This window comes from Nocardia sp. NPDC050710 (assembly GCF_040654375.1).
Classification (GTDB): domain Bacteria; phylum Actinomycetota; class Actinomycetes; order Mycobacteriales; family Mycobacteriaceae; genus Nocardia.
Genome location: NZ_JBFAHV010000040.1, coordinates 1 through 20,436, shown reverse-complemented (window position 1 = coordinate 20,436; position 20,436 = coordinate 1). Strand labels below are relative to the sequence as shown.

At 65.7% G+C, this 20,436-nt stretch carries 21 protein-coding genes and 1 pseudogene; 17 read left to right on the top strand and 5 right to left on the bottom strand.

Translation table 11 applies throughout. The features are described from left to right. Positions 1 to 120: 120 nt before the first annotated feature. The 10 genes from AB0H61_RS37515 to AB0H61_RS37470 all read left to right on the top strand — a co-directional run bounded on the left by AB0H61_RS37515 (position 121) and on the right by AB0H61_RS37470 (position 9,929). Positions 121 to 975 (top strand): GntR family transcriptional regulator, encoded by an 855-nt coding sequence (locus AB0H61_RS37515; protein ID WP_357313347.1) that lies wholly within the window; start codon positions 121 to 123, stop codon positions 973 to 975. Positions 976 to 987: 12 nt separating this feature from the next. Continuing rightward, entirely contained in the window at positions 988 to 2,751 is a 1,764-nt protein-coding gene (locus AB0H61_RS37510) for a fumarate reductase/succinate dehydrogenase flavoprotein subunit (protein ID WP_357313414.1), read from the top strand. Further along, positions 2,748 to 3,653: a HEAT repeat domain-containing protein gene (locus AB0H61_RS37505; protein ID WP_357313345.1), complete on the top strand. Its 906-nt coding sequence runs from the start codon at positions 2,748 to 2,750 to the stop codon at positions 3,651 to 3,653. Before AB0H61_RS37510 ends, AB0H61_RS37505 begins: the two co-directional genes overlap by 4 nt. After that, positions 3,653 to 3,880, top strand: coding sequence for a ferredoxin family protein (locus AB0H61_RS37500; RefSeq protein WP_357313342.1), 228 nt, complete (start codon positions 3,653 to 3,655; stop codon positions 3,878 to 3,880). Before AB0H61_RS37505 ends, AB0H61_RS37500 begins: the two co-directional genes overlap by 1 nt. Positions 3,881 to 3,901: 21 nt before the next feature. After that, the gene (locus AB0H61_RS37495) at positions 3,902 to 5,332 is read left to right on the top strand and encodes an ABC transporter substrate-binding protein (RefSeq protein ID WP_357313339.1); all 1,431 of its coding nucleotides are present in this window, start codon (positions 3,902 to 3,904) and stop codon (positions 5,330 to 5,332) included. A 34-nt stretch (positions 5,333 to 5,366) separates the two neighbouring features. Next, complete coding sequence (locus AB0H61_RS37490) at positions 5,367 to 6,239, top strand: ABC transporter permease (protein ID WP_357313337.1); 873 nt, start codon at positions 5,367 to 5,369, stop codon at positions 6,237 to 6,239. Next, positions 6,215 to 7,003, top strand: coding sequence for an ABC transporter ATP-binding protein (locus AB0H61_RS37485; RefSeq protein ID WP_357313334.1), 789 nt, complete (start codon positions 6,215 to 6,217; stop codon positions 7,001 to 7,003). The genes AB0H61_RS37490 and AB0H61_RS37485 overlap by 25 nt, the downstream gene beginning before the upstream one ends. Continuing rightward, the gene (gene fdxA, locus AB0H61_RS37480) at positions 7,000 to 7,335 is read left to right on the top strand and encodes a ferredoxin (protein ID WP_357313332.1); all 336 of its coding nucleotides are present in this window, start codon (positions 7,000 to 7,002) and stop codon (positions 7,333 to 7,335) included. The genes AB0H61_RS37485 and fdxA overlap by 4 nt, the downstream gene beginning before the upstream one ends. Then, positions 7,332 to 8,714 (top strand): FAD-dependent oxidoreductase, encoded by a 1,383-nt coding sequence (locus AB0H61_RS37475; protein WP_357313329.1) that lies wholly within the window; start codon positions 7,332 to 7,334, stop codon positions 8,712 to 8,714. The genes fdxA and AB0H61_RS37475 overlap by 4 nt, the downstream gene beginning before the upstream one ends. A gap of 78 nt (positions 8,715 to 8,792) precedes the next feature. Beyond that, positions 8,793 to 9,929 carry a P-loop NTPase gene (locus AB0H61_RS37470; RefSeq protein ID WP_357313326.1) on the top strand — a complete coding sequence of 379 codons (1,137 nt, stop codon included), beginning with the start codon at positions 8,793 to 8,795 and terminating at the stop codon, positions 9,927 to 9,929. Positions 9,930 to 10,136: 207 nt separating this feature from the next. Here the strand turns inward: AB0H61_RS37470 and AB0H61_RS37465 are convergent, their stop codons facing one another. Both AB0H61_RS37465 and AB0H61_RS37460 read right to left on the bottom strand, forming a co-directional pair. Beyond that, complete coding sequence (locus AB0H61_RS37465; protein WP_357313323.1) at positions 10,137 to 11,207, bottom strand: alpha/beta hydrolase; 1,071 nt, start codon at positions 11,205 to 11,207, stop codon at positions 10,137 to 10,139. Between the two features lie 468 nt (positions 11,208 to 11,675). Continuing rightward, positions 11,676 to 12,104: an ADP-ribosylglycohydrolase family protein gene (locus AB0H61_RS37460; protein WP_357313321.1), complete on the bottom strand. Its 429-nt coding sequence runs from the start codon at positions 12,102 to 12,104 to the stop codon at positions 11,676 to 11,678. A 45-nt stretch (positions 12,105 to 12,149) separates the two neighbouring features. Here AB0H61_RS37460 and rpmG point away from each other — a divergent pair. The 6 genes and pseudogenes from rpmG to AB0H61_RS37430 form a co-directional block, all read left to right on the top strand. Beyond that, positions 12,150 to 12,251: pseudogene (rpmG, locus tag AB0H61_RS37455) on the top strand (50S ribosomal protein L33); the annotation flags it as partial. Positions 12,252 to 12,267: 16 nt separating this feature from the next. Continuing rightward, on the top strand, positions 12,268 to 12,573 hold the full coding sequence (gene rpsN / locus AB0H61_RS37450; protein ID WP_357313411.1) for a 30S ribosomal protein S14: 306 nt from the start codon (positions 12,268 to 12,270) through the stop codon (positions 12,571 to 12,573). 278 nt (positions 12,574 to 12,851) lie between these two features. Continuing rightward, complete coding sequence (locus AB0H61_RS37445) at positions 12,852 to 13,826, top strand: ATP-binding protein (protein WP_357313319.1); 975 nt, start codon at positions 12,852 to 12,854, stop codon at positions 13,824 to 13,826. A gap of 352 nt (positions 13,827 to 14,178) precedes the next feature. Next, positions 14,179 to 15,183, top strand: a complete 1,005-nt coding sequence (locus AB0H61_RS37440) for a permease (protein ID WP_357313316.1) — start codon at positions 14,179 to 14,181, stop codon at positions 15,181 to 15,183. Continuing rightward, positions 15,180 to 15,935: a TIGR03943 family protein gene (locus AB0H61_RS37435; protein ID WP_357313313.1), complete on the top strand. Its 756-nt coding sequence runs from the start codon at positions 15,180 to 15,182 to the stop codon at positions 15,933 to 15,935. Before AB0H61_RS37440 ends, AB0H61_RS37435 begins: the two co-directional genes overlap by 4 nt. 324 nt (positions 15,936 to 16,259) lie before the next feature. Next, positions 16,260 to 16,514, top strand: a complete 255-nt coding sequence (locus AB0H61_RS37430; protein WP_357313310.1) for a hypothetical protein — start codon at positions 16,260 to 16,262, stop codon at positions 16,512 to 16,514. 335 nt (positions 16,515 to 16,849) lie between these two features. Here AB0H61_RS37430 and AB0H61_RS37425 read toward each other — a convergent pair whose 3' ends face one another. Further along, positions 16,850 to 17,878: a GAF domain-containing protein gene (locus AB0H61_RS37425; RefSeq protein WP_357313308.1), complete on the bottom strand. Its 1,029-nt coding sequence runs from the start codon at positions 17,876 to 17,878 to the stop codon at positions 16,850 to 16,852. 63 nt (positions 17,879 to 17,941) lie between these two features. After that, complete coding sequence (locus AB0H61_RS37420; protein ID WP_357313305.1) at positions 17,942 to 18,718, bottom strand: SDR family oxidoreductase; 777 nt, start codon at positions 18,716 to 18,718, stop codon at positions 17,942 to 17,944. A 632-nt stretch (positions 18,719 to 19,350) separates the two neighbouring features. Between AB0H61_RS37420 and AB0H61_RS37415 the strand changes: the two genes are divergently transcribed. Beyond that, positions 19,351 to 19,569 carry a hypothetical protein gene (locus AB0H61_RS37415; protein ID WP_357313302.1) on the top strand — a complete coding sequence of 73 codons (219 nt, stop codon included), beginning with the start codon at positions 19,351 to 19,353 and terminating at the stop codon, positions 19,567 to 19,569. A 145-nt stretch (positions 19,570 to 19,714) separates the two neighbouring features. Here the strand turns inward: AB0H61_RS37415 and AB0H61_RS37410 are convergent. Further along, positions 19,715 to 20,436, bottom strand: a 722-nt coding sequence (locus AB0H61_RS37410) for an IS3 family transposase (protein WP_357313299.1), incomplete at its 5' end; no start/stop codon positions are given.

Sequence of the window (20,436 nt, the reverse complement as noted above, 5' to 3'; positions counted from 1 at the left end):
CACCGCGATCGGACGGCATTTGCGCAGGTGACAGGCTTGCGTCGCGGATACTAACTGGCGTAACCCTCCGGTAATCGCGGGGAGCATCGCGTGTAATCATCCGTTTCCAGCATTTGCGGCATGACAGGCAGAACGTACTCGGGACATCAGACCCAGGCGGGCATCCCGGATCGGCGCATCGCCGACGGTGGTTCGCCGGTCGCTCGTTACAGCGCCGGTAGGCGTTCGGCACCGGCGCGCCGCATCAGCGACATTCTGCGGGCGCGCATCCGCAGCGGCGTCTACGGCAATCGTCCGTTACCCGCGGAAGCGCAGTTGGCCGCCGACTTCGCCACCAGCCGCAATATCGTGCGCGACGCATTGGCGTTGCTGCGCGATGAAGGTTTGGTCGACCGGGTTCCCGGCGCGGGCACCTTCGTCGTCTCGGATAAGGCGGTGCAGGGGCTGGACCGGTTGCGCGGCCTGGCCGAGACATTCGAAACCGGCAGCGATCGCGTCGTCAACCGGGTACTGCTCGCCGAGGTCGTGCCCGCGACGCCGATCGTGGCCGAGCGGCTCGAGCTCGAACCGGCGACACCGGTGGTGGCGCTGGAACGGATCCGCTACCTCGACGGCGCACCACTATCCCTGGACGCCTCTTATCTGACCGCCGATGTCGGTGCGCCGCTGCTGGATCTGGACCTGACCGGATGTGACGTATTCGGTTTGCTGGAGGCCGAACTCGGTCTGCCGCTCGGATCCGCGGCGGTCTCCATCGAAGCCGTTGCGGCCGATCCGACCGTCGCCGAGCTCCTCGAGGTCCGGCCCGGCTCGCCGCTGCTGTTCCTGGAACGGCTCACCTACACCGATTCCGGTCGGCCCATCGACCTCGAATACGTCCGCTATCGCGGTGACCGCTTCTCGCTGTCGGGCCGACTGCACCGCATCCCGGTCACACCGAATCGCGGTGTGACCGAACCGAACGAAAGGGGTTGATCTCCGATGTCCATGGATATCCCACCTGTCGCGCAGCGCCGGGAGTTGAGCTGTGACGTCCTCGTTGTCGGCGGCGGCACCGCGGGCACGATGGCCGCCCTCACCGCGGCCGAACAGGGCGTGAATGTCCTGCTGCTGGAGAAGGCGCATGTGCGGCACTCCGGCGCGCTGGCCATGGGGATGGACGGCGTGAACAACGCGGTGGTCCCCGGCAAGGCCAGCCCGGAGGAGTACGTCGCCGACATCACCGTCGCGAACGACGGAATTGTCAACCAGCGCACCGTCTATCAGACCGCCACGCGCGGCTTCGAGATGGTGCAGCGGCTGGAGAGCTATGGAGTCAAGTTCGAGAAGGACGAGCACGGTGAATACGCCGTGCGCAAGGTACACCGCTCCGGCAGTTATGTGCTGCCGATGCCGGAGGGGCGCGATGTGAAGAAGGTGCTCTACCGCACCCTGCGTGCCCGTGACGTGCGCGCCAAGGTGACGATCAGCAATCGAGTGATGCCGGTCCGGGTGCTCACAGTCGGCGGCCGCGCGGTCGGTGCGGTCGGATTCGATACGCGCACTGGCGAATTCGTCACGATCTCGGCGGGTTCCGTTATTCTCGCCACCGGCGCCTGCGGCAGGCTCGGTCTGCCCGCGAGCGGCTATTTGTACGGCACCTACGAGAATCCGACCAATGCCGGCGACGGCTACGCGATGGCCTATCACGCGGGTGCGGAACTGTCCGGTATCGAATGCTTCCAGATCAATCCGCTGATCAAGGATTACAACGGCCCCGCCTGCGCGTATGTCGCGAATCCCTTCGGCGGCTATCAGGTCAATGCCGAGGGCAACCGTTTTGTGGATTGCGATTACTGGTCCGGGCAGATGATGTCCGAGGTCAAGCGCGAACTCGACAGTGCGCGCGGGCCCATCTATCTGAAGCTCAGCCATCTGCCGGATGCCACGATCCAGCAGATCGAGGGCATCCTGCACACCACCGAACGCCCGACCCGAGGCACTTTCCACGCCGGGCGCGGTACCGACTATCGAACCAGCGATATCGAGATGCACATTTCCGAGATCGGTTTGTGCAGTGGACATTCCGCTTCCGGAGTGTGGATCGATGAGCATGCCGCGACGACGGTGCCCGGGCTGTACGCGGCGGGGGATATGGCGCTGGTCCCGCACAACTACATGATCGGGGCCTTCGTATACGGCGATATCGCGGGTCGGAGTGCGAGCGAATACGCCAGGGGCGCGGTGCGTCCGGAGTTGCCCGAGGATCAGATCGAGGCCGCGCACGCGCTCATCTATCGGCCGCTGAGCAATCCGGACGGGCCGCCGCAACAGCAGGTCGAATACAAGCTCCGCCGCTTCGTGAACGATTATCTGCAACCGCCCAAGGCGCAGCGGTATCTGACCCTCGGCCTGGAGTCGTTCGAGCGCATGCGTGGCGATATCGCGCAGATGGGCGCGCACACACCGCACGAGTTGATGCGCTGTGCGGAGGTGACATTCATCCGCGATTGCGCCGAGATGGCCGCACGTGCCTCGCTGCGGCGCACCGAAAGCCGATGGGGTCTCTACCATCAGCGCGCCGACTGGCCGCAGCGCGATGACGCCGAATGGTTCTGCCATCTCAACTTGTTCCGTGGTGAGTCCGGCGCGATGGAGTTCACCACCCGGCCCGTCGCACCGTACATCGTGCCGGTGCCGGGTTTCGTTCGCCCGGATGGTGTCGCCGATGTCGCCGCTCCGGTGCTGGTCGGCGCGTGGGGTGGCAGATGAGTGCCCGACTGCTCGAGCTGATGGTTATGGCCGAGGAGTGGCCCGAACTCGAAGAGTTGCAACCCTTTCTCACCGACCCGGATCCGGAGGTCCGGCGTACCGCCCTCTCGGTGCTCAGTGAGACCACCGAGGAATGGGGGCAGGCCTCACCGTTGATCGCGGCCGGGTTGTCCGATTCCGACGTGACCGTGCGTCACGCCGCCATCGGCTTGCTGACCGAACTGCTCGAGGTACTCGTTCCCGGCGCGGAATTCGATGCTGTACTACGCGATTGCGTACTCGCCGCCGAACCCGCGGTGCGGTCGGCGGCGATCGAGGCGCTGTGGAGGCACCGTCGCAGCGACGCGGCCGAACTGTTCGGGTGGTTCGCCGATCCGAATGCCGAGGTGCGCCGGACCGTCGTCGGCGGACTGACCTCGGTGGACGCATTGTGCGAACTCGACGCGGCGGCCGCAGACCCGGCCCAGCTGGTCCGCATCGCGGTCGCCAAAGGTCTAGCGGCAGTGGGAGATCCACGAGGAAGCGCCACTCTGATCGGGTTGGCCCGCGATTCTGACCCATTGGTCCGCGCCGCCGCGCTGACCGGATTGGCGCAAACCGGCTGCGGTGACGAGGCGGCGGCCATCGCCGCCGCGGGCATCGGCGATCCGGCCTGGCAGGTCCGCCAGGGCGCGGCGATCGCACTCGCCGTCGCCGATCCCGAAATCGCCGTACCGCACCTGATCTCGGTGGTTACCGACGACAACCTCGATGTCCGCAAGGCCGCGGTGCGCGCGCTCGCCGAGCGGATCGCTCAACGGCCCGAGGTCGCCACCGCGCTCCGCTCGGCCATGGAGGACCCGGACGCCGATGTCCGCGCCTTCGCCCGCATCGGCATTGCCAACTCTGGAAAGGAAATCTGATGGCCCAGGTCAACACACGAATCGACGTGCCCGTCACCGTCGATGAAGTCAAATGTATCGACGGCTGCACGCTATGCGTCGATATGTGCCCGCTGGATTCACTCGCGATCCACCCCGACTCCGGCAAGGCGTACATGCACGTCGACGAATGCTGGTACTGCGGCCCGTGCGCGGCGCGCTGCCCGGTCGGAGCCGTGACCGTCAATATCCCCTATTTGCTGCGCTGATCGCGGGCGGAGGACATCACGATGAGGACACCACACTGGAAGATCCGGCGTTCGGTCACACTGCTGCTCGGCGTCGCGACCGCCGCGACAGTCGTCGCGGGCTGTGGCACGCCGAATGACGGCAAGACCATCACGGTCAATATCGGTTACCAGTCCAAGACGATCAATACCGTCACCGCGGGCACGCTGCTGCGCGATCGGGGCACCTTCGAAGCGAAGCTGGCCGAACTCGGGAAGCCGAAAGGGGTGACCTACAAGGTCGAATGGAAGGACTTCGCCGCCGGACCGCCGCTGACCGCGCAGATGCTCGCCGGCCAAGTGGATATCGGCTCGATGGGTGATGCACCCATCCTCGTCAACGGATCGAAGACCCGCGGCCACGACGACGTCAGGTCCGAGCTGATCGCAGTGACCGGCTACAATCTGCGTGGTTCGCTGAATCAAATTGTCGTGCCAGTGAATTCACCAGCCATCACCCTGACCGATCTGCGCGGCCAGGTCGTCTCGACCAGCGTCGGTTCGGCCGCGCACGGCATGCTCGCCACCGGCCTGTCCGGTGCGGGCCTGACCTTGGACGATGTGAAGCTGCTCGGCCAGGACCCCGCGGTCGGAGCGTCGGCATTGCAGGGCGACCAGGTATCGGCGTTGGCGCAATTCGTGCCATGGCCGCAGAAGCTCGTCTTCGACGGCAAGGCGCGACTGCTTTATGACGGAGGCAGCGCGAATATCCCGACCTTCCACGCGGTGGTCGCGAACAAACGCTTCGACACGAACAATCCGGATATCGTCAACGCCTTCCTGGCGGCCCAGCGCGAAACCACCGACTACCTCAACCGCAATCCGCTGGCCGCCGCGCAGCGCGTCGCCGAGATCACCGGGATACCGGCGGAGGTCGTCTACCTCTACAACGGTCCCAACGGGCTGGTGAGTTTCGACCCCACCATCAAGTCACAAGAGGTCGACGCGCTTCGCACGCTGCTGCCGTTCCTGAAGGGCCTCGGCGCCCTCGCCGATCTGGATCTCGGCGAGTTCGTCAACGACACCTATGTGCGGGCGCTGTACGGGGCGGACTATGACGCCCAGCGTGCCTCGACGACCGCACCGAGCCCGCTGGTCGGTACCGACACCGTCTGCGGCGGTGCCGTCGACAACCCGGCGACCGCATCGGAGGTGTGGTTCAAGGGCGAGCAGACCACCGCGGTCGCCAAAACGCCGGCCTGCCTGCTCCGCCTGATCGCCCAGCGCGACAGCGAAACCCGCGCCGCCTACGTGCCCGACACCGCATCGGGCATCCGCATCTTCGCGGCCACCGCCACCTGGGTGCGCGATCCGGCGGCCGGGCCCGATGAACAACTACGGCCGTTCGCGATCGAGGCCGATGCCAAGTCCTATGCCAACGCCCATCCCGGTAGCGCCGTCCTCGACTACCAGGCGGCGCTGCTCGCTCGATAGCAGCGAGCACGAACACGAGACCAGGAGGCTCGACATGACGGTATCCGCGGAACCGATATCCCTGATCCCGACAACACCTTCCGACATCACCATGGCATCGCGGTCCCGTCGCTGGTACGGCCACGGTCGGCTCCCGGAGCGGCTGCGCGCGGCAGCGCTGACCATGGCGCCGCTGGCCGCGCTGATACTGCTGTGGTATCTGCTCACTGCGAATCACGTGGTGTTCTGGTTACGCTTCGATAAAATCCCCACCCCGGCAGAGGTTTACGATTCCTTCCGGATCCAGCTCGGCACCCGGTCCTACTACAGCAACATCACTTCCAGCATGCGCCGGATCCTGATCGGATTCGGACTCGCGACCGTGGCCGGCGTGCTGATCGGTATGGCGATCGGTCGTTCGCGGTTGGTCAGTGCGTTGATCCGGCCGGTGTTGGAGGTATTCCGGCCGATTCCGGCGATCGCGCTGGTGCCGTTGGCGATTCTGCTGTTCCCGACGGGGGAGCAGGGGATCGTGTTCATCACCTTCTTCGCGGCGTTTTTCCCGGTGGCTGTCAGCACGATCCACGCCATGCACGCGCTGCCGAGAGTATGGGAGGAAGCCGCACATACCCTCGGCGCCGGTCGTTGGGAGATCCTGTTCCGAATCGCCCTACCCGGTGCGCTACCCGGCATCTTCTCCGGTTTGTCGGTGGCGATGGGCGTCGCCTGGATCTGTGTGATCAGCGCCGAAATGATTTCCGGACAGTTCGGAATCGGATACTTCACCTGGCAGTCCTACGGCCTGCTCGACTATCCGGGGGTGGTGGTCGGCATGCTGTCGATCGGATTGCTCGGCTGGGCCACGGCGTGGCTGGTCGAAAGAACCGGACACCGGGTCAACCGATGGCTGCCCAGGGCGGCGCGATGAACGCGGGCGCTGCGGTGCGCATGCGCGGACTGCGCATCGCCTACGACGAAATACTCACCGCCGAAGTCGATCTCGACATAGCCGGTGGCGAGATCGTGGTGCTGCTCGGACCGTCCGGGTGCGGCAAATCCACCATCCTGCGGGCGATGGCCGGATTATTGGAGCCGGTCGGCGGCACCGCGGAGGTGGACGGCGGTAGTGGCGAACAATGCGCGATGGTCTTTCAGGAGGACGCACTGTTGCCGTGGCGTACGGCTCGGAAGAACGTCGAATTCGCCTTGAAGCTGTGCGGGGTGAGGCGCGGCCGACGACGCGCCGAAGCACTCGCATTACTGGACCAGGTGGGGCTCGATGGTTTCGGCGACCATCTGCCCGGCGCGTTGTCCGGCGGTATGCGTCAGCGGGTCCAATTGGCCCGTACCCTGGCCACCCAGCCACGGGTACTGCTCATGGACGAACCCTTCGGGGCATTGGACGCGCAGACACGAGCAGATATGCAGCGGCTGCTGATTTCGGTGTGGCAGCGGCACCGCACCACTGTCCTGTTCGTCACCCACGACGTGGACGAGGCATTGCTGCTCGCCGACCGGATCGTGCTGCTGACCCCGCGCCCGGCGCGGATCCAACGGATCGTCACGATCGACAACCCGCGCGCACCCGGTGCGCGATTCGAACCCGAATTCGCCCGCAGGCGCTACGAAATCCTGGCAGCACTCGGCGAAGACGCCGAACTGGGCGCCGCGAATACCGTGGAGGCATCATGACTTTCGTCGTCGGCGCGGCGTGCGTGGACGTGCTGGATCGGGCGTGCGTGGAGGAATGCCCGGTCGACTGCATCTACACCGGCGGGCGCATGGCCTATATCCAACCCACCGAATGTGTGGATTGCGGTGCGTGCGAACCAGTTTGCCCCGTCGAGGCGATCTATCTCGATGCCGATATACCCGAAGAGCAGCAGCCGTTCATCGCCGAGAACGCCCGGTTCTTCGATGAGCCGCTGCCGGGCCGCGCCGCCGCGCTGGGATCTCCCGGGAGCGCGGCAAAACTCGGCGCGGTGGGTATCGACACGACATTCGTGCAGGAATATCAGCCATGAGCGGTTCGAAACGACCATTACGCGTGGCGATTGTCGGCGCGGGACCGGCCGGTATCTATGCCGCCGACGCGTTGATGAAGTCGGTGTCGGATACGGACGTCTCGATCGACCTGTTCGAGCGCTTGCCCGCACCCTTCGGGCTGATCCGCTACGGCGTCGCACCGGACCACCCCCGGATCAAGGGCATCATCACCGCTCTGCACCGGGTGCTCGACAAGCCGCAGGTTCGACTGTTCGGCAATGTCGACTACGGCATCGACATCACTCTCGACGACCTCCGGATCTTCTACGACGCCGTGATCTTCGCGACCGGGGCCGATACCGACCGCGCGCCGGATCTTCCCGGTATCGATCTGAACGGCTCCTACGGTGCGGCGGACTTCGTGTCGTGGTACGACGGGCATCCGGATGTGCCGCGGGACTGGCCGCTGGAGGCCGAGAAGGTCGCCGTTCTCGGCGTCGGCAATGTGGCGCTGGACGTGGCCCGAATACTCGCCAAGACGGCCGACGAACTGCTGCCGACCGAAATCCCGCCGAACGTCTACCAAGGGTTGAAGGCCAACAAGGCCGTCGAGGTGCATGTATTCGGTCGCCGTGGACCGGCCCAGGCGAAGTTCACACCGCTGGAACTGCGTGAACTCGACCATTCGCCGACCATCGAGGTCATCGTCGATCCCGAGGACATCGACTACGACGCGGGTTCCGAGAGTGCGCGGCGGCAGTCGAAACAGGTGGACATGGTGGCGAATGCGGTGGAGCAGTGGGCAATCCGCGATATCGGTGACCGGCCGCACAGGCTGTTCCTGCATTTCTTCGAATCGCCCGCCGAGATCCTCGGGGCGGATGGCAAGGTCGTCGGCCTGCGCACTGAGCGCACCCGGCTCGACGGCACCGGAAATGTCGAGGGCACCGGCGTATTCAAGGAATGGCACGTCCAGGCCGTTTACCGTGCCGTCGGCTACCTCTCGCAGAGCATCCCCGAGTTGCCGTTCGACGACCGGGCGGGCGTGGTACCGAACGAGGGCGGGCGCGTGCTGATCGACCACGATGCCGCCGAAACCGCGCGTCATCTGCCCGGAGTGTATGTCACCGGTTGGATCAAGCGCGGCCCGATCGGTCTGATCGGCCACACCAAAGGTGACGCCAACGAGACTGTGGCGTGCCTGCTCGATGATCGCGAGAACCTCTCGGGAGCAACCGATCCCGATCCCTCATCGGTCGTCGAGTTTCTCCGGTCCAAGTCGATCAGCTTCACCACATGGCAGGGCTGGTACCGGCTCGACGCGCATGAGCGTGCCCTCGGCGAGCTGGAGGGGCGCGAGCGCGTCAAGGTGGTGGAGCGCGCCGACATGCTCCACGTCGGTCTCGGACGCCGCTGAACCGCTCCAGCGCCGAATTGTCCCGCTGCCGAATTCCCGGCCGCCGAATTGTGTTCCTTATGAAAGCCAGGTCGAGCCATGCCATCCACATCGATCCAGCCGCTGACCACCGAGCGAATCCTGCAGGCGTTGAGCCTGGTCGAGGATCCCGAAATCCACCGTCCCATTACCGAACTCGGCATGGTCGGCAACCTCACCATCGACACTGACAATCGGGTGACCGTCGAGATCCGGCTCACCGTTGCGGCCTGCCCACTGCGCGACCGGATATCGCGTGAGGTCCGAGATGCCGTGCTCGACATTCCGGGCGCTGCCGCGATCACCGTCGAATTCGGTGTCATGACCGAGGAGCAGCGAACCACGTTGCGCAAGAAAGTGCGTGGCGACGAACCGACGATTCCCTTTGCTCAGCCCGGTTCGCTCACCCGCGTCTATTGCGTCATATCGGGCAAGGGTGGCGTCGGAAAATCCAGTGTCACCGTCAATCTCGCCGCCGCGATGGCCGACCGCGGCCTCCGCGTCGGCATCCTCGACGCGGATATCCACGGCCACTCCATCCCCGCCATGCTCGGCCTGGCGGCTCGTCCCACCCAGGTAGATCGAATGCTGATGCCACCCACCGCGAATGGGGTGAAGGTGATATCGATCGGTATGTTCGTCGAAGGCAACGAGCCCGTCGTCTGGCGCGGCCCGATGCTGCACCGCGCACTGCAGCAGTTCCTTGCCGACGTCTACTGGGGTGATCTCGATATCCTGCTGGTCGACCTGCCACCCGGTACCGGCGATATCGCGATCTCGCTGGCCCAACTCCTGCCCACCGCGGAACTGGTGGTCGTCACGACACCCCAGCAGACAGCGGCCCGGATCGCCGAACGAGCGGGCGCGGTAGCGGCGCAGACCGGACAACGGGTTGTCGGCGTCGTGGAGAATATGTCCTGGTTCGACGCGCCGGATGGTGCACGCCTGGCGCTCTTCGGCACGGGCGGTGGGGCGATGGTCGCCGAACGGCTCACCGAGATCCTCGGCGCAAGCTGTCCACTGCTCGGCCAGATTCCCTTCGATCCGGCAGTGTGCACCACCGGCGACCTCGGCACCCCGATCGTGCAAGCCGATCCGAATGCGAACGCCGCGAATGCTTTTCGCGCGATAGCGATGTCGTTGGCCCGCAGACCCCGCGACATCGTCGGCTTACGGCTGGCCGTTGCGCCCGGCTGACAACATCGAGGGTGCCTCATTCTACGGTGCCGTCCAGGACGAGAAGGTGGGGCCGGAGCCAGCGGTGGCAGCTGGGTTGTATCGGCGAGCGGGTCAACTCGTAGCATCGCGATGAAGTGGTCCACCGGGCGGAACTCGGTAGGCGGCTGTTCCGGCCCGGGTCTGCCCGGGAACCCGTGTATCTGGCGCTGACGGTGGGTCAGGCTGCTACCGAGTGAACCGGGCGATCTCCTCGGCAACGCGCTCGGGTGCTTCGAAGGGGAACGCGTGATCGAGCTGTGGGTAGATCAGCAATTCCGAACCGTTGATGTAGCGATGCAGCAGGGCTGAGTTGGCGGCGGGTTCTTGTTTGTCGTTGTCGGCGCCCAGGATCAGGGTGGGCAGCCGCAGGTTCGGCAGGCTGGCGATGACGTTGGCGGTGGGGTTGATGAGCCAGTCGCTCATTGCCGCGCGTTGGCGGTTGAGGCCGGTCAAGTTCACCCCGACCCGGTCGGGGCGCAGAGCTGTTCGTTGACGCCACGCAGCCAGAGCGTCGGGATGATCGCTGAAATACAGTGGAATGACCTGGTCGGCGGGCGCCAACGGATCGAACGCGGGCGCGCCCGCGATCAGATCGGGCAAATCGGGCAGCACGTGCTGCGATCCGCCGGGGCCCGTACCCATCAGAATCAGGGCGCCGACAACACCGGGGTGATCCACGACCAGACGTTGCGCGACGAATCCTCCCAGGGAGTAACCCACGACGGTGGGGCGGTCCAGATGAAGAGCCTGGATCAGACCGGCGGCCTGATCGGACAGTTGCCGGACGGTCAACAGGGCCGAAGAGCTCGCCGGGGTCCGTCCCACGCCGTCGGAGTCGAAGATGACCACATGGTTGGTCGTGGCCAGGCGATCGAGCAGCGCCGGATCCCAGTCGTCCATGCTGAATCCGAGGCACGGAGTCAACACCAGGGTTGGCCCGTGTCCGAAACTGCGGTAAGCGATCGGTACCCCAGCGACGTCGACGACGTGGGTGGGCGCTGTCAACGACGGCGACCCGCGGAAATCGTCGGCCGTTGTCCATGCGATATCCGTCGTGGAGGCTGGCTCGTTGGGAGCCGGGTCGGCGTGAGCGACGCCGGGCACGACCAACAACATGCTGATGGCCAGTCTGGTGGTCAGTACCGCCAGCACAGCCGAGACGGGTGTCCTGCGTCCCGAGACGGGCCGGAGATGGCCGGGCAATGGCTCGCCATCGGGACCGACCGAGTTCGGTTGCGGTGGGTGGAAATCGGACATGTGGGCTCCTTCTCGTTGCGGGACGGACCAGAATCGAGACAGAGTCCCGCTGGGTACAGCCCGATCGTTGGCACGCCAACCGGCTCGGCGATCAGCGACCTCGGCCGTACCGTCCTGGTCCAGATGCCACATGTAAGAGGCGCCGACGGCTCAAAAGGATTCGCCCGATTTCGGCCAGCCTCCACGACCGCGAACTGTGTGTCGTTTGCGAACACTCGGTCATAACCGCGTCTCGAGCGGACGATGGCCGCCTGACCGCACGGCGGCCCGCTGGCTTAGGGTGCACAGCCACCTACTGAGCCCCAGACCCACCCGTGCCGGTCCATCCTCGACTTGTCGAGTCGACGCCAACATACGCAGGTCGGCATGTGCACGCAGTGCCGGCGGCCGAACGATGCTCGGCCCGTTGATCGTCCAGGTCCCGCGCGGGCCAGTTAGGACAGTCCAGACAATGAGCTCCGCGCGAAGCTACGGCGCTGTCTGCGTCGTGTAGGCGGCCGTCCAGTCCGGTAATGGTTCGCAGCGGGAGAGCCAGTCGGACGGTATGCCGCTGGTGGTCGACTGGGCGCCCAGAACCCCTCCGATGATGGCGCAGGTGGTGTCGATGTCACCGCCTGCTGCAGCGGCCGTCCAGCACGCCTCGGCGAAGTCGTAGCGATACCTCGCTGCGACCCACAGGCAGAAAGGGACGGTGTCGAGTGCGGAGGTGTCGTGGCCGACACCCAATTCCGCAGCGGCAGTGGCAGAATCACGCAGGGATTGCGCCTGCACGATCTTGTCACGGACCGCTCCAGCCGGTGTGCGGGCCGCGATTACGTCGAGAAGTTCGTTGCCGTGTAACTGCGGCTGCGAGACCGACAAGGCGGTGGCCACCGCCACGGCGACTGCGCCGGCCATTCCGTCCGGGTGCGCGTGGGTGACCTCCGCCGAGGCAGCGGCCTCGCGGGCACCGGCTACACCTACGTCACTCGCAAGAACCGGCGCAATGATCTGGACCGGCTGGTACTGCGCAAATACGATCCGATCGTGTGCCGTCACGTCGATTCCGGGAGAACCGCTGATGGCGAAGAAGTCGAAGATCGTCAAGAACGAGCAGCGCAGGCAGGTCGTGGCCCGCTACGCGCAGCGGCGCGCCGAATTGCGTTCGCTCGCGCGGGATGTCAACGCGACCCCCGAGGTTCGGGCGCAGGCCCAGTTGGCCCTGCGACGACTGCCCCGTGACGCGAGCCCGACGCGGCTGCGCAACCGTGACGCCATCGACGGCCGCCCGCGCGGGCACCTGCGCAAGTGCGGGTTTTCGCGAGTTCGCCTGCGAGAGAAGGCGCATCGCGGCGAACTGCCCGGTGTCAGCAAGTCCAGTTGGTAAGAACGCTCGCGAGAGGTCGCTGCTGTTTGTGTCGGTGAGTCGAGTGCGCCGACCGGACCTCGCCGCAGGCGAAGTCGGATCGCATTCTCGCGGTACCGATCGGCTGTGGACAGGGGTGATTTCGAGTCCATCGAACTCACGGTCGCCTTGGGTCGGGGTCGGCTCGGTTCGAAGCGCCCGCCGAGGGCGTGCCTCGGGTGGGTGTACGGCGCTGATGGGCTAACCTGCTCGTTGATGAATACGAATATCGTTATTGACAAGAGAGTGGGTGCCTCCCAGTGAAGATCGCCTTCGTCGGCAAAGGGGGCAGCGGCAAGACCACACTGTCGTCTCTGTTCGTCCGCCATCTGGTCGAACAGGGCTCACCCACACTGGCCATCGACGCCGATATCAACCAGCATCTGGCCACCGCGCTGGGCGCAAGTGACGAGGAATCGCTGGCCCTTCCGACACTCAGCGCGCATCTGCCGCTGATCAAGGACTACCTGCGCGGTGACAATCCGCGTATCTCCGCGCCCGAGGCGATGATCAAGACCACGCCGCCGGGCTCGGGCTCGCGGCTGCTCGGCGTCGTGGAGGACAACCCGATCTATGACGCGTGCGTTCGTAAGATCGGCGGTGCGCGACTGGCGGTGACCGGACCGTTCACCGAAGAAGATTTGGGTGTGGCCTGCTACCACTCGAAGGTCGGTGCGGCCGAGTTGCTGCTCAACCATATGGTCGACGGGCCGGGTGAATACGTGGTGGTCGATATGACCGCCGGGGCCGATTCCTTCGCCTCCGGGCTGTTCACCCGATTCGACCTGACCGCTCTGGTCTGCGAGCCGACCTTGCGCAGTGTCGGCGTCTACCGTCAATACCTCGGCTACGCCAAGGATTTCGGAATCCGCATCGCCGTGGTCGGTAACAAGGTCTGCGACGACGACGATCTGGCGTTCCTGCGCGAGCAGGTCGGCGAGAATCTGCTGTGCTGGGTCGGTCGCTCCGGGCACGTGCGCGCGGCCGAACGTGGCCTGATCCGGCCGATCACCGAACTCGAGCCCGACAACCAGCACGCACTGGCCACCATCCGCTCGAACCTGGATGCTGCCACGCGGGACTGGGCCGCCTACCAACGACAGGCTGTCGAGTTCCATCTGCGTAACGCGCGGGCTTGGGCAGGCGAAGATCTGGCCGAACAAGTGGATCCGGATTTCGTGCCCGATCCGCGTCTGCGCGCGAGCCGCGGACCGTTGCTCGACTATCGGGTTTGACAGGGTCGGCCGCCATCACCGGTGAGACGGCGATGGCGGCCACTGCACCGTCCAAGGCGTGCCGAATCGACCACAGCACGACCGTCCGCGTCGCTGCCACCTCCTTTGCCGGCCGGGTATCGGACAACGATGCACCGCCGTCGGCCGCCGCCACGACAGCGCCTGACGCAAGGAGTCACCACATGCGCCTAGAATGGTCACTCAATGCCGCATGGTCCGGTCCGGACGTTTTCGGTGTGCGCCGAGTCCAGATCATCGTGTTCCAGGTACTGCGGAATCAGCCTCGGTCCGTTGCCGATTCGGTCGGTACAAAGGTCGACTCGACGGTTGTCGGTGACAAGAGGGGGAGTCGGTGCTCGCGCAGAACGCGCTGAACTCGGTATGGGCGAGGCTGTCCTCGACGTATGTGCTCGCCGCTGTCGTGGTGGTGGGACTGGTCGTTCAGGCTCCGTTGACGCGGGCGGTGGGCGCGTCGGCGCGGTGGCAGACGGCGGTGACGATCTTCGCGGGTGTTTTCGTCCAGGCGGTGCCGTTTCTCGTGCTGGGTGTGTTGGTCAGTGGTTCGATCGCGGCGTTCGTCTCGCCCGCACTGCTGCGAAAGGTGTTGCCGCGTAACCAGTCCGCGGCGGTTGGCGTCGCGGGCCTGGCGGGTGCGGCGCTGCCGGGCTGTGAATGCGGTGTCGTGCCGGTGGCGCGGCGGTTGACCGATCAGGGCGCACCGAGCGCGGCCGCCTTGGCGTTCATGCTGTCCGCGCCCGCGATCAACCCCGTGGTTCTGATCGCGACGGCGGTGGCGTTCCCCGGCGAGCCGGGCATGGTCGCCGCGCGGTTCACCGGTTCGCTCGCGACCGCGGTGGTGATGGGCCTGATCTGGTCGCGGATCGGACGGCCGGCATGGATGCTTCCGCGCCGCGGCGGACACGACCACGACGTGGCCGGGCGATCGCGGTGGGAGGTCTTAACCGAGGCCGCACGCCATGACCTGTTGCAGGCGAGCGCGTTTCTGGTGCTCGGCGCCGCCGCCGCTGCGGCGCTGCGGGTGCTGGTCCCGCCGTCCTGGTACGAACATCTCGCCGGTCGGATGGCACTGGCCGTAGTGGTGATGGCGGTACTGGCGATCGTGTTGGCGTTGTGTTCGGAGGCCGACGCTTTCGTCGCGGCGAGTATGTCGACGCTGCCGTTGTTACCGCGTCTGGTGTTCCTGGTGGTCGGGCCCGCGGTCGATGTGAAACTGTTCGCCATGCAGGCCGGAACCTTCGGTCGAGGCTTCGCCGCCCGGTTCGCGCCGTTGACCTTCGTGGTGGCCGTGGCGTGCGGCACGACAGCCGGACTGGTCTTCCTGGGAGGTGCTCGATGAAGCGGGAGACACAGAACCTGCTGTTGGTACTCGTCGGCGTCGCGGTGCTGTGGGTGACCGTCGATGGTGTGTATCTGCGGTATGTGAAGCCGGGCCTGTATCCGTTTCTGGTGGTCAGCGGCGTCGGGTTCGTCGCGCTGGGGCTGGTGGCGATCGTGCGGGACATCCGTCGCGGTGCAGCCCTCTCGGACGACGACCACGAGCACGGCACCGGTCGCGCCTTGTGGCTGTTGCTCATCCCGGCAGCGGTCCTGCTGCTGATCACCCCACCCGCGCTGGGCGCCAGCGCGGCTGTGACGAGTTCGCCGGTCGAGGTGATACCCCGCGCGTCGGGGGTGCCAGAACCGCGGCAGCGACCGTTTCCGCCCCTGCCCGACGAGCCCGCGCCACGGTTGACGTTCGTGGACCTGGTGAATCGGGCGTACCTGGATTCCACGCACTCCCTGGACGGCCGCGAAGTGACCATCAGCGGTTTCGTCATGCGCCCGGACGATCTCGCCCTGGAGAAACCCGACACCCCCGAAGCCGACCTGGCCCGCGTCGTCATCACCTGCTGCGTCGCCGACGCCCGCTACGTTCGCGTCCACCTCGAGGGCATGCCCGAAGCGATCGAGGACGACGCCTGGCTCGAGGTGCGCGGGATCGTACGAACCGACAACGCCCGACCCGATCCCGATCAAACGCCCACCTTCGAAGTGACCCACTACCAACGCGTTCCGGCACCCGACAGTCGCTACGAACGCACGCGATAGCCTGCCCGGCCTCGAACGCGAGCGAGGCAGACCACGCCCGAGTGGGTACGTACGGATGCGGCGTCGGATGAGCCACCTGCCTGTCCGAGCGTCGCTGCTGTCGCGGGGCCATAGTGCAGAATTCGGTGAATACAGACGTTTATGTACTATCTGCCTCGTTGCAGCCGTTGTCGTAGTCCGACGTGAGATCAACAAATTCGCCGGAACAGTTTGGCGTGCGCGACTGGTATCAGAACGCCGTCGACCGTGACACCGGCGGCCAGACCGCACCCACCCGGGTGCAGTTGTGCGAGGAGATCATCCGCGCATGGGATAGTCGGTGAGATGACCACAGATCCGGCCACCGTCGACCTGAAGTTCTCGGCCGCACGAGGTGAGACGGTCGAAGTGCAATTCGAGCCGCTGGGGACGACGTTCAACCTCAGCGACGGCGATTGCCTCTACCTTCGCACGCCCCTGGACGCGGTCCCACACATGGAATTCCAGGTCTGGCCCAACGGCATAGCCGTGTGGGTCGCGCACGGCGCCGACCATCGCGTGCTGGACCGGGACGGCAATCAGATCGACGCCCTGCTCTGATCCGTTCCCGCGCGAACGATTGCCCGCCTCTGCGCTGTTTTCCGGCGGAGAGGCGGTTCGGGTCCTTCGAGGCTCTTCGAACCGTCGACCATCGAAGCACCGCCGAACCCTGTCCCCGGCGTCGCCGCTCACCAGCGGCGACGCCGGGGATTTCGTCGTTGGTGGCTCTCGCTCCGGCGTCAGTTCGACGTAACGCTGCTACACCTACCTCGATCCCGCCACCCGCCCCGCACCCGTCGCCATCGACACCGTCCACACTCTTGGCACACTGGCCGCTCTCGCGCGTCCCCCGGAATCGAGAAAACCCCTTCCGAGGTCAGGCTTGTCGGTTCCGGTCAAGGCGCTGATTGCGGTAGCCGGACGGTAACCAATGCGGCGGTGGTGGATTCGTCGAGCATCATGAGGGCGGCCTTGATGTGCAGGCGGGTCCAGCCGCCGTCGAGGGTGCGGACACGGACTTCCCCGCTGGTACGTCCGTGGCGCAGTCCCTTCGCCATGGCCGTCGCTGTGGGGAGGTCGTCGGGATGGATGGCGGGTGCGGGCTGACCGGTCAAGCCCTGCCAGGCGATTCCCGGTGCGGGAGTGCCCATCCAGCGGAGCAGTCGCAGCGTGCGCAGGTTCACGATGCCGCGGTATTCGCCCTCCTCGGCCGTGGCCTCCAGGACTCGATGCTCGAGGATGGTCGGAGGCGGGGCCGCGGGGATGTCGTCCGCGGGCCCGATGTCGTGGGTGATGCCGCGCAGGACCACCTGCCGCGCGCCGGCGGTGCTGAGCTCCTCCAGCAGACGGCAGGAGAAATGCGCCGCCCGGAGTTCGCCGTCGTCACGCCGAACGGTCCAGATCTGCTGAGTCTCGGTGCCGATCTCTTCGCGCACGATACGCGCCAACGCCTCGCTTTGATCGGTGAGGTTGGCGTGCACCTGGGTGAACACGTCGGCAATGGAATGCCGGTATTTGTCCGTGCGCCCCTCACGGGTGATGCCGTACAGATCCAGCAGGTCGTCGCTACGCGTGCTGGTTCCTTCGGTGTAGTTGAAATACCAGGCTCCCGCCGGATCACGCGGCGGCACCTGATCACGAGGGTCGCCGCACCACAGCATCACCCCGTGCAACCGGGCCGGCGAGATCGCCAGCGGCACAGCGATTGTGCGGCGGCTTCCGTCCGCCGAGACGCGGTCGATCCGCCCGTGGCCGGTGATCGCGTCCGCGATGGCGTCCTGTGCCTGCGCCAGTGTCGTGCGGTGGCGCAGTATTTGATCGAGCGGGACGAAATTCTTCGGAGTGCGCCCCCACCCGATCACCGACATCGGTTTTCCCCGTTTGCCCCCGAATAGTTCGATCAGCAACCATTTGACCGCAGCCACGATCCGTACCCCCTCGTATTTCCTTGTCTACCTGGTGATCTAATCCTCAACCCGCTCGGGTTGTCACAGCTTGGCGAACATCTCGAGCACTCGCGCATAGTGCGGGCCGGCCACCCTTGCGGCCGCTTCGGCGAGCCACGCGTCCGCACCGACGAGAACCCGCGGCTTGCCGCGTTCGGCGCCGGCGAGAATCGTCCGGGCGGCCGCGTCGACGTCGGTTCTGGCCAGGCGCTGCTCGAACCGCGTGACCGTCCGCGCCGGATCCACACCCGGGGCCAGCAACGCGCTGCGTGCGATCGGTGTGCGGATCGCTCCTGGATAGACGCAGGTGACCTTCACGTCCGTTTCGGCCAGATCGGCGCGCAGGGACTCGGTGAATCCGCGCACCGCGAACTTCGCCGAGACGTAGGGACCATGTCCCGCGACCCCCACCAGGCCCAGCGCCGAGGACACGTTCACAATCCGTGCGCGCGGCCCGGCCTGCACCAGATGGGGCAGAAACGCCTTGGTGCCGTGGACAACTCCCCAGAAGTTCGTCCGCATTACCGCGTCGAAATGCTCATCCGGCGACGACGCGACCGAGCCCACGTGCAGGATGCCGGCGCAGTTGACAACCATGTCCACCCGGCCGAACCGGTCGGCGGTGGACGCGGCAAAGTCGCCGACCGCGACACGATCGCCCACGTCCAGCCGCGTCGCCATGATCTGCGTCGTCGCGTCACAGAGTTCCCGCGTTCCCGCGACACCGATTTCGTCACGATCCGCCAGTGACAACACCGCGCCGCAACGGCTCAGCTCGACCGCCAGCGCCCGCCCGATCCCGGAACCCGCTCCGGTCACGGCGACCACCGCTCCGCGATAGAAGCAAGATCGCCTGGACTTCGAAGCAATCAGTCGCCGGATGGCCGAACCGCGCGAGACAGCGCAAGTACACATGACTGGAGCCTACGATGCGAAACCCATTGCCGCAGTGCCGGTCCTGACCGATCGTGGCCAATGTCCGAAAGTACTACCGATCCGGAACTGTCAACCTCTGCCCACGAACTTTCCTGCAAAGCAATGGATTACAGGACGACACGAGTCGTTGCCGATTGATCCTCATCGAGTCTTTCGGCTACCATCGGCGGCACGCGCGCCCGTCACCAACGGGCTTCCGGCGAGCGTCCTTTCGATATGGCCTCGCATGGCAGCGAAGTCGCACAACACGTGTGAAATCGACGATCACCGCTGCCCAGAATCGAGCCGAATCCGCTGCAGAGCAGACACACGCCCAAACGGTGGACCTTGACCTGTTCCCCGCAAACGACTGCTACTCAATCTCTCGCTCCGACACGACCTTTCCAGCGGTGGGCCGACCCGAAATCTGGAGGGGACGGGTCGGCCCTCCCCTTGGAAGGTATTTCGCATCAGCTCGAAAGAACGCACTCGCCCCTGGGCGCCGACAGCCCCAGCGCAACCGAAGAGACCACCCCATGACCACGATGAACCCCACTCGCGTCCAGCCCAGCCGCACCCTGAGACCTCGAATCAGCATCACCGACATCGTCGCCACCTACGGAATGCACGCCATCGAAACTCGCATCGCAGTCCTGCGGGCCTCCGGGCAGCACCACGCCGCCACCGTCATCGAGCGCGAACTCCGGCAAACCCGACGAGACCGGACAGAGCAATCTGAAGGACACACGCAGTGATCGGATCCGATCTCTTAGCCTCCCTTTACCGCGGAAGATGAGCCACCTGCGACCGCAAATGTAGCCAGCCCACCGAACCGCGAGCATTCGCCCCGCCCAACGAACTGAGTAATCTCGCGGTCCACATGCTGCCGTCCGATCCGCATCATCCGATACATGAGCGTCTAACGTAGCCGCAGCCGGCGACATCCCTCTTCATCAGCGACGACGCCGACGCACATGGGATGTAGTGCTCGGCTGCGGTGAATACCTTCTCCAGCTCCGCGACGAGCTTCTCGGCAGTGACCGAGCGTTCCACCAGGTGCAGCAGCGATTCGCGGGTGTGCTCGTCGATCATCGACGCGATCTTCACCGCTTTCCTGTCGACGGTGGAGTCGAACTGGAAATCCAACGCCCACAACACCTTAGGCGCATCCGCATCGATCCGCGGCACCGACGAACACCCGGCTCGCTTGCGCGGGGAATGCGCGCGCACCTGCAATCCCTCCTCACGCCATAGCCGGTGGACCTTCTTCTTGTTCACCTCCATGCCCTCGTCGTGGCGCAGGCCGGCCCAGGCACGCCGGAATCCATGGCCGGGGTGTTTCGTGGCGTAAGCGCGCAGCCAAGCCCGCAACCCGGCGTCCGGATCGGCGGGAGTCAGCGCCAGCGGAGCGCGGCGATAGGTCGCCCCGGCGAGCCCAACCACCTTGCACGCGAACCGTTCCGACATGCTCAACCCATCCCGCAGCATGTCCACGGCGCGGCGCTTGGCGGCAGGGCTCAGAATTTTCCAGTCATGATGGAACCGGCCCACCGCGCCGCTCGGACGCAGGCGTGACCCGGAATTTTCCTGACCCCAACGGGTGTCTTTCGAAGGACCCGTCG

What these genes read in the sequence shown, in the direction of transcription:
- AB0H61_RS37515 (WP_357313347.1), top strand. Translation starts at nt 121, where the DNA reads ATGACAGGCAGAACGTACTCGGGACATCAGACCCAGGCGGGCATCCCG.
- rpsN (WP_357313411.1), top strand. Translation starts at nt 12,268, where the DNA reads ATGGCGAAGAAGTCGAAGATCGTCAAGAACGAGCAGCGCAGGCAGGTC.
- fdxA (WP_357313332.1), top strand. Translation starts at nt 7,000, where the DNA reads ATGACTTTCGTCGTCGGCGCGGCGTGCGTGGACGTGCTGGATCGGGCG.
- AB0H61_RS37500 (WP_357313342.1), top strand. Translation starts at nt 3,653, where the DNA reads ATGGCCCAGGTCAACACACGAATCGACGTGCCCGTCACCGTCGATGAA.
- AB0H61_RS37505 (WP_357313345.1), top strand. Translation starts at nt 2,748, where the DNA reads ATGAGTGCCCGACTGCTCGAGCTGATGGTTATGGCCGAGGAGTGGCCC.
- AB0H61_RS37490 (WP_357313337.1), top strand. Translation starts at nt 5,367, where the DNA reads ATGACGGTATCCGCGGAACCGATATCCCTGATCCCGACAACACCTTCC.
- AB0H61_RS37465 (WP_357313323.1), bottom strand. Translation starts at nt 11,207, where the DNA reads ATGTCCGATTTCCACCCACCGCAACCGAACTCGGTCGGTCCCGATGGC.
- AB0H61_RS37510 (WP_357313414.1), top strand. Translation starts at nt 988, where the DNA reads ATGGATATCCCACCTGTCGCGCAGCGCCGGGAGTTGAGCTGTGACGTC.
- AB0H61_RS37485 (WP_357313334.1), top strand. Translation starts at nt 6,215, where the DNA reads ATGGCTGCCCAGGGCGGCGCGATGAACGCGGGCGCTGCGGTGCGCATG.
- AB0H61_RS37415 (WP_357313302.1), top strand. Translation starts at nt 19,351, where the DNA reads ATGACCACGATGAACCCCACTCGCGTCCAGCCCAGCCGCACCCTGAGA.
- AB0H61_RS37430 (WP_357313310.1), top strand. Translation starts at nt 16,260, where the DNA reads ATGACCACAGATCCGGCCACCGTCGACCTGAAGTTCTCGGCCGCACGA.
- AB0H61_RS37475 (WP_357313329.1), top strand. Translation starts at nt 7,332, where the DNA reads ATGAGCGGTTCGAAACGACCATTACGCGTGGCGATTGTCGGCGCGGGA.
- AB0H61_RS37460 (WP_357313321.1), bottom strand. Translation starts at nt 12,104, where the DNA reads ATGGCCGGCGCAGTCGCCGTGGCGGTGGCCACCGCCTTGTCGGTCTCG.
- AB0H61_RS37470 (WP_357313326.1), top strand. Translation starts at nt 8,793, where the DNA reads ATGCCATCCACATCGATCCAGCCGCTGACCACCGAGCGAATCCTGCAG.
- AB0H61_RS37435 (WP_357313313.1), top strand. Translation starts at nt 15,180, where the DNA reads ATGAAGCGGGAGACACAGAACCTGCTGTTGGTACTCGTCGGCGTCGCG.
- AB0H61_RS37495 (WP_357313339.1), top strand. Translation starts at nt 3,902, where the DNA reads ATGAGGACACCACACTGGAAGATCCGGCGTTCGGTCACACTGCTGCTC.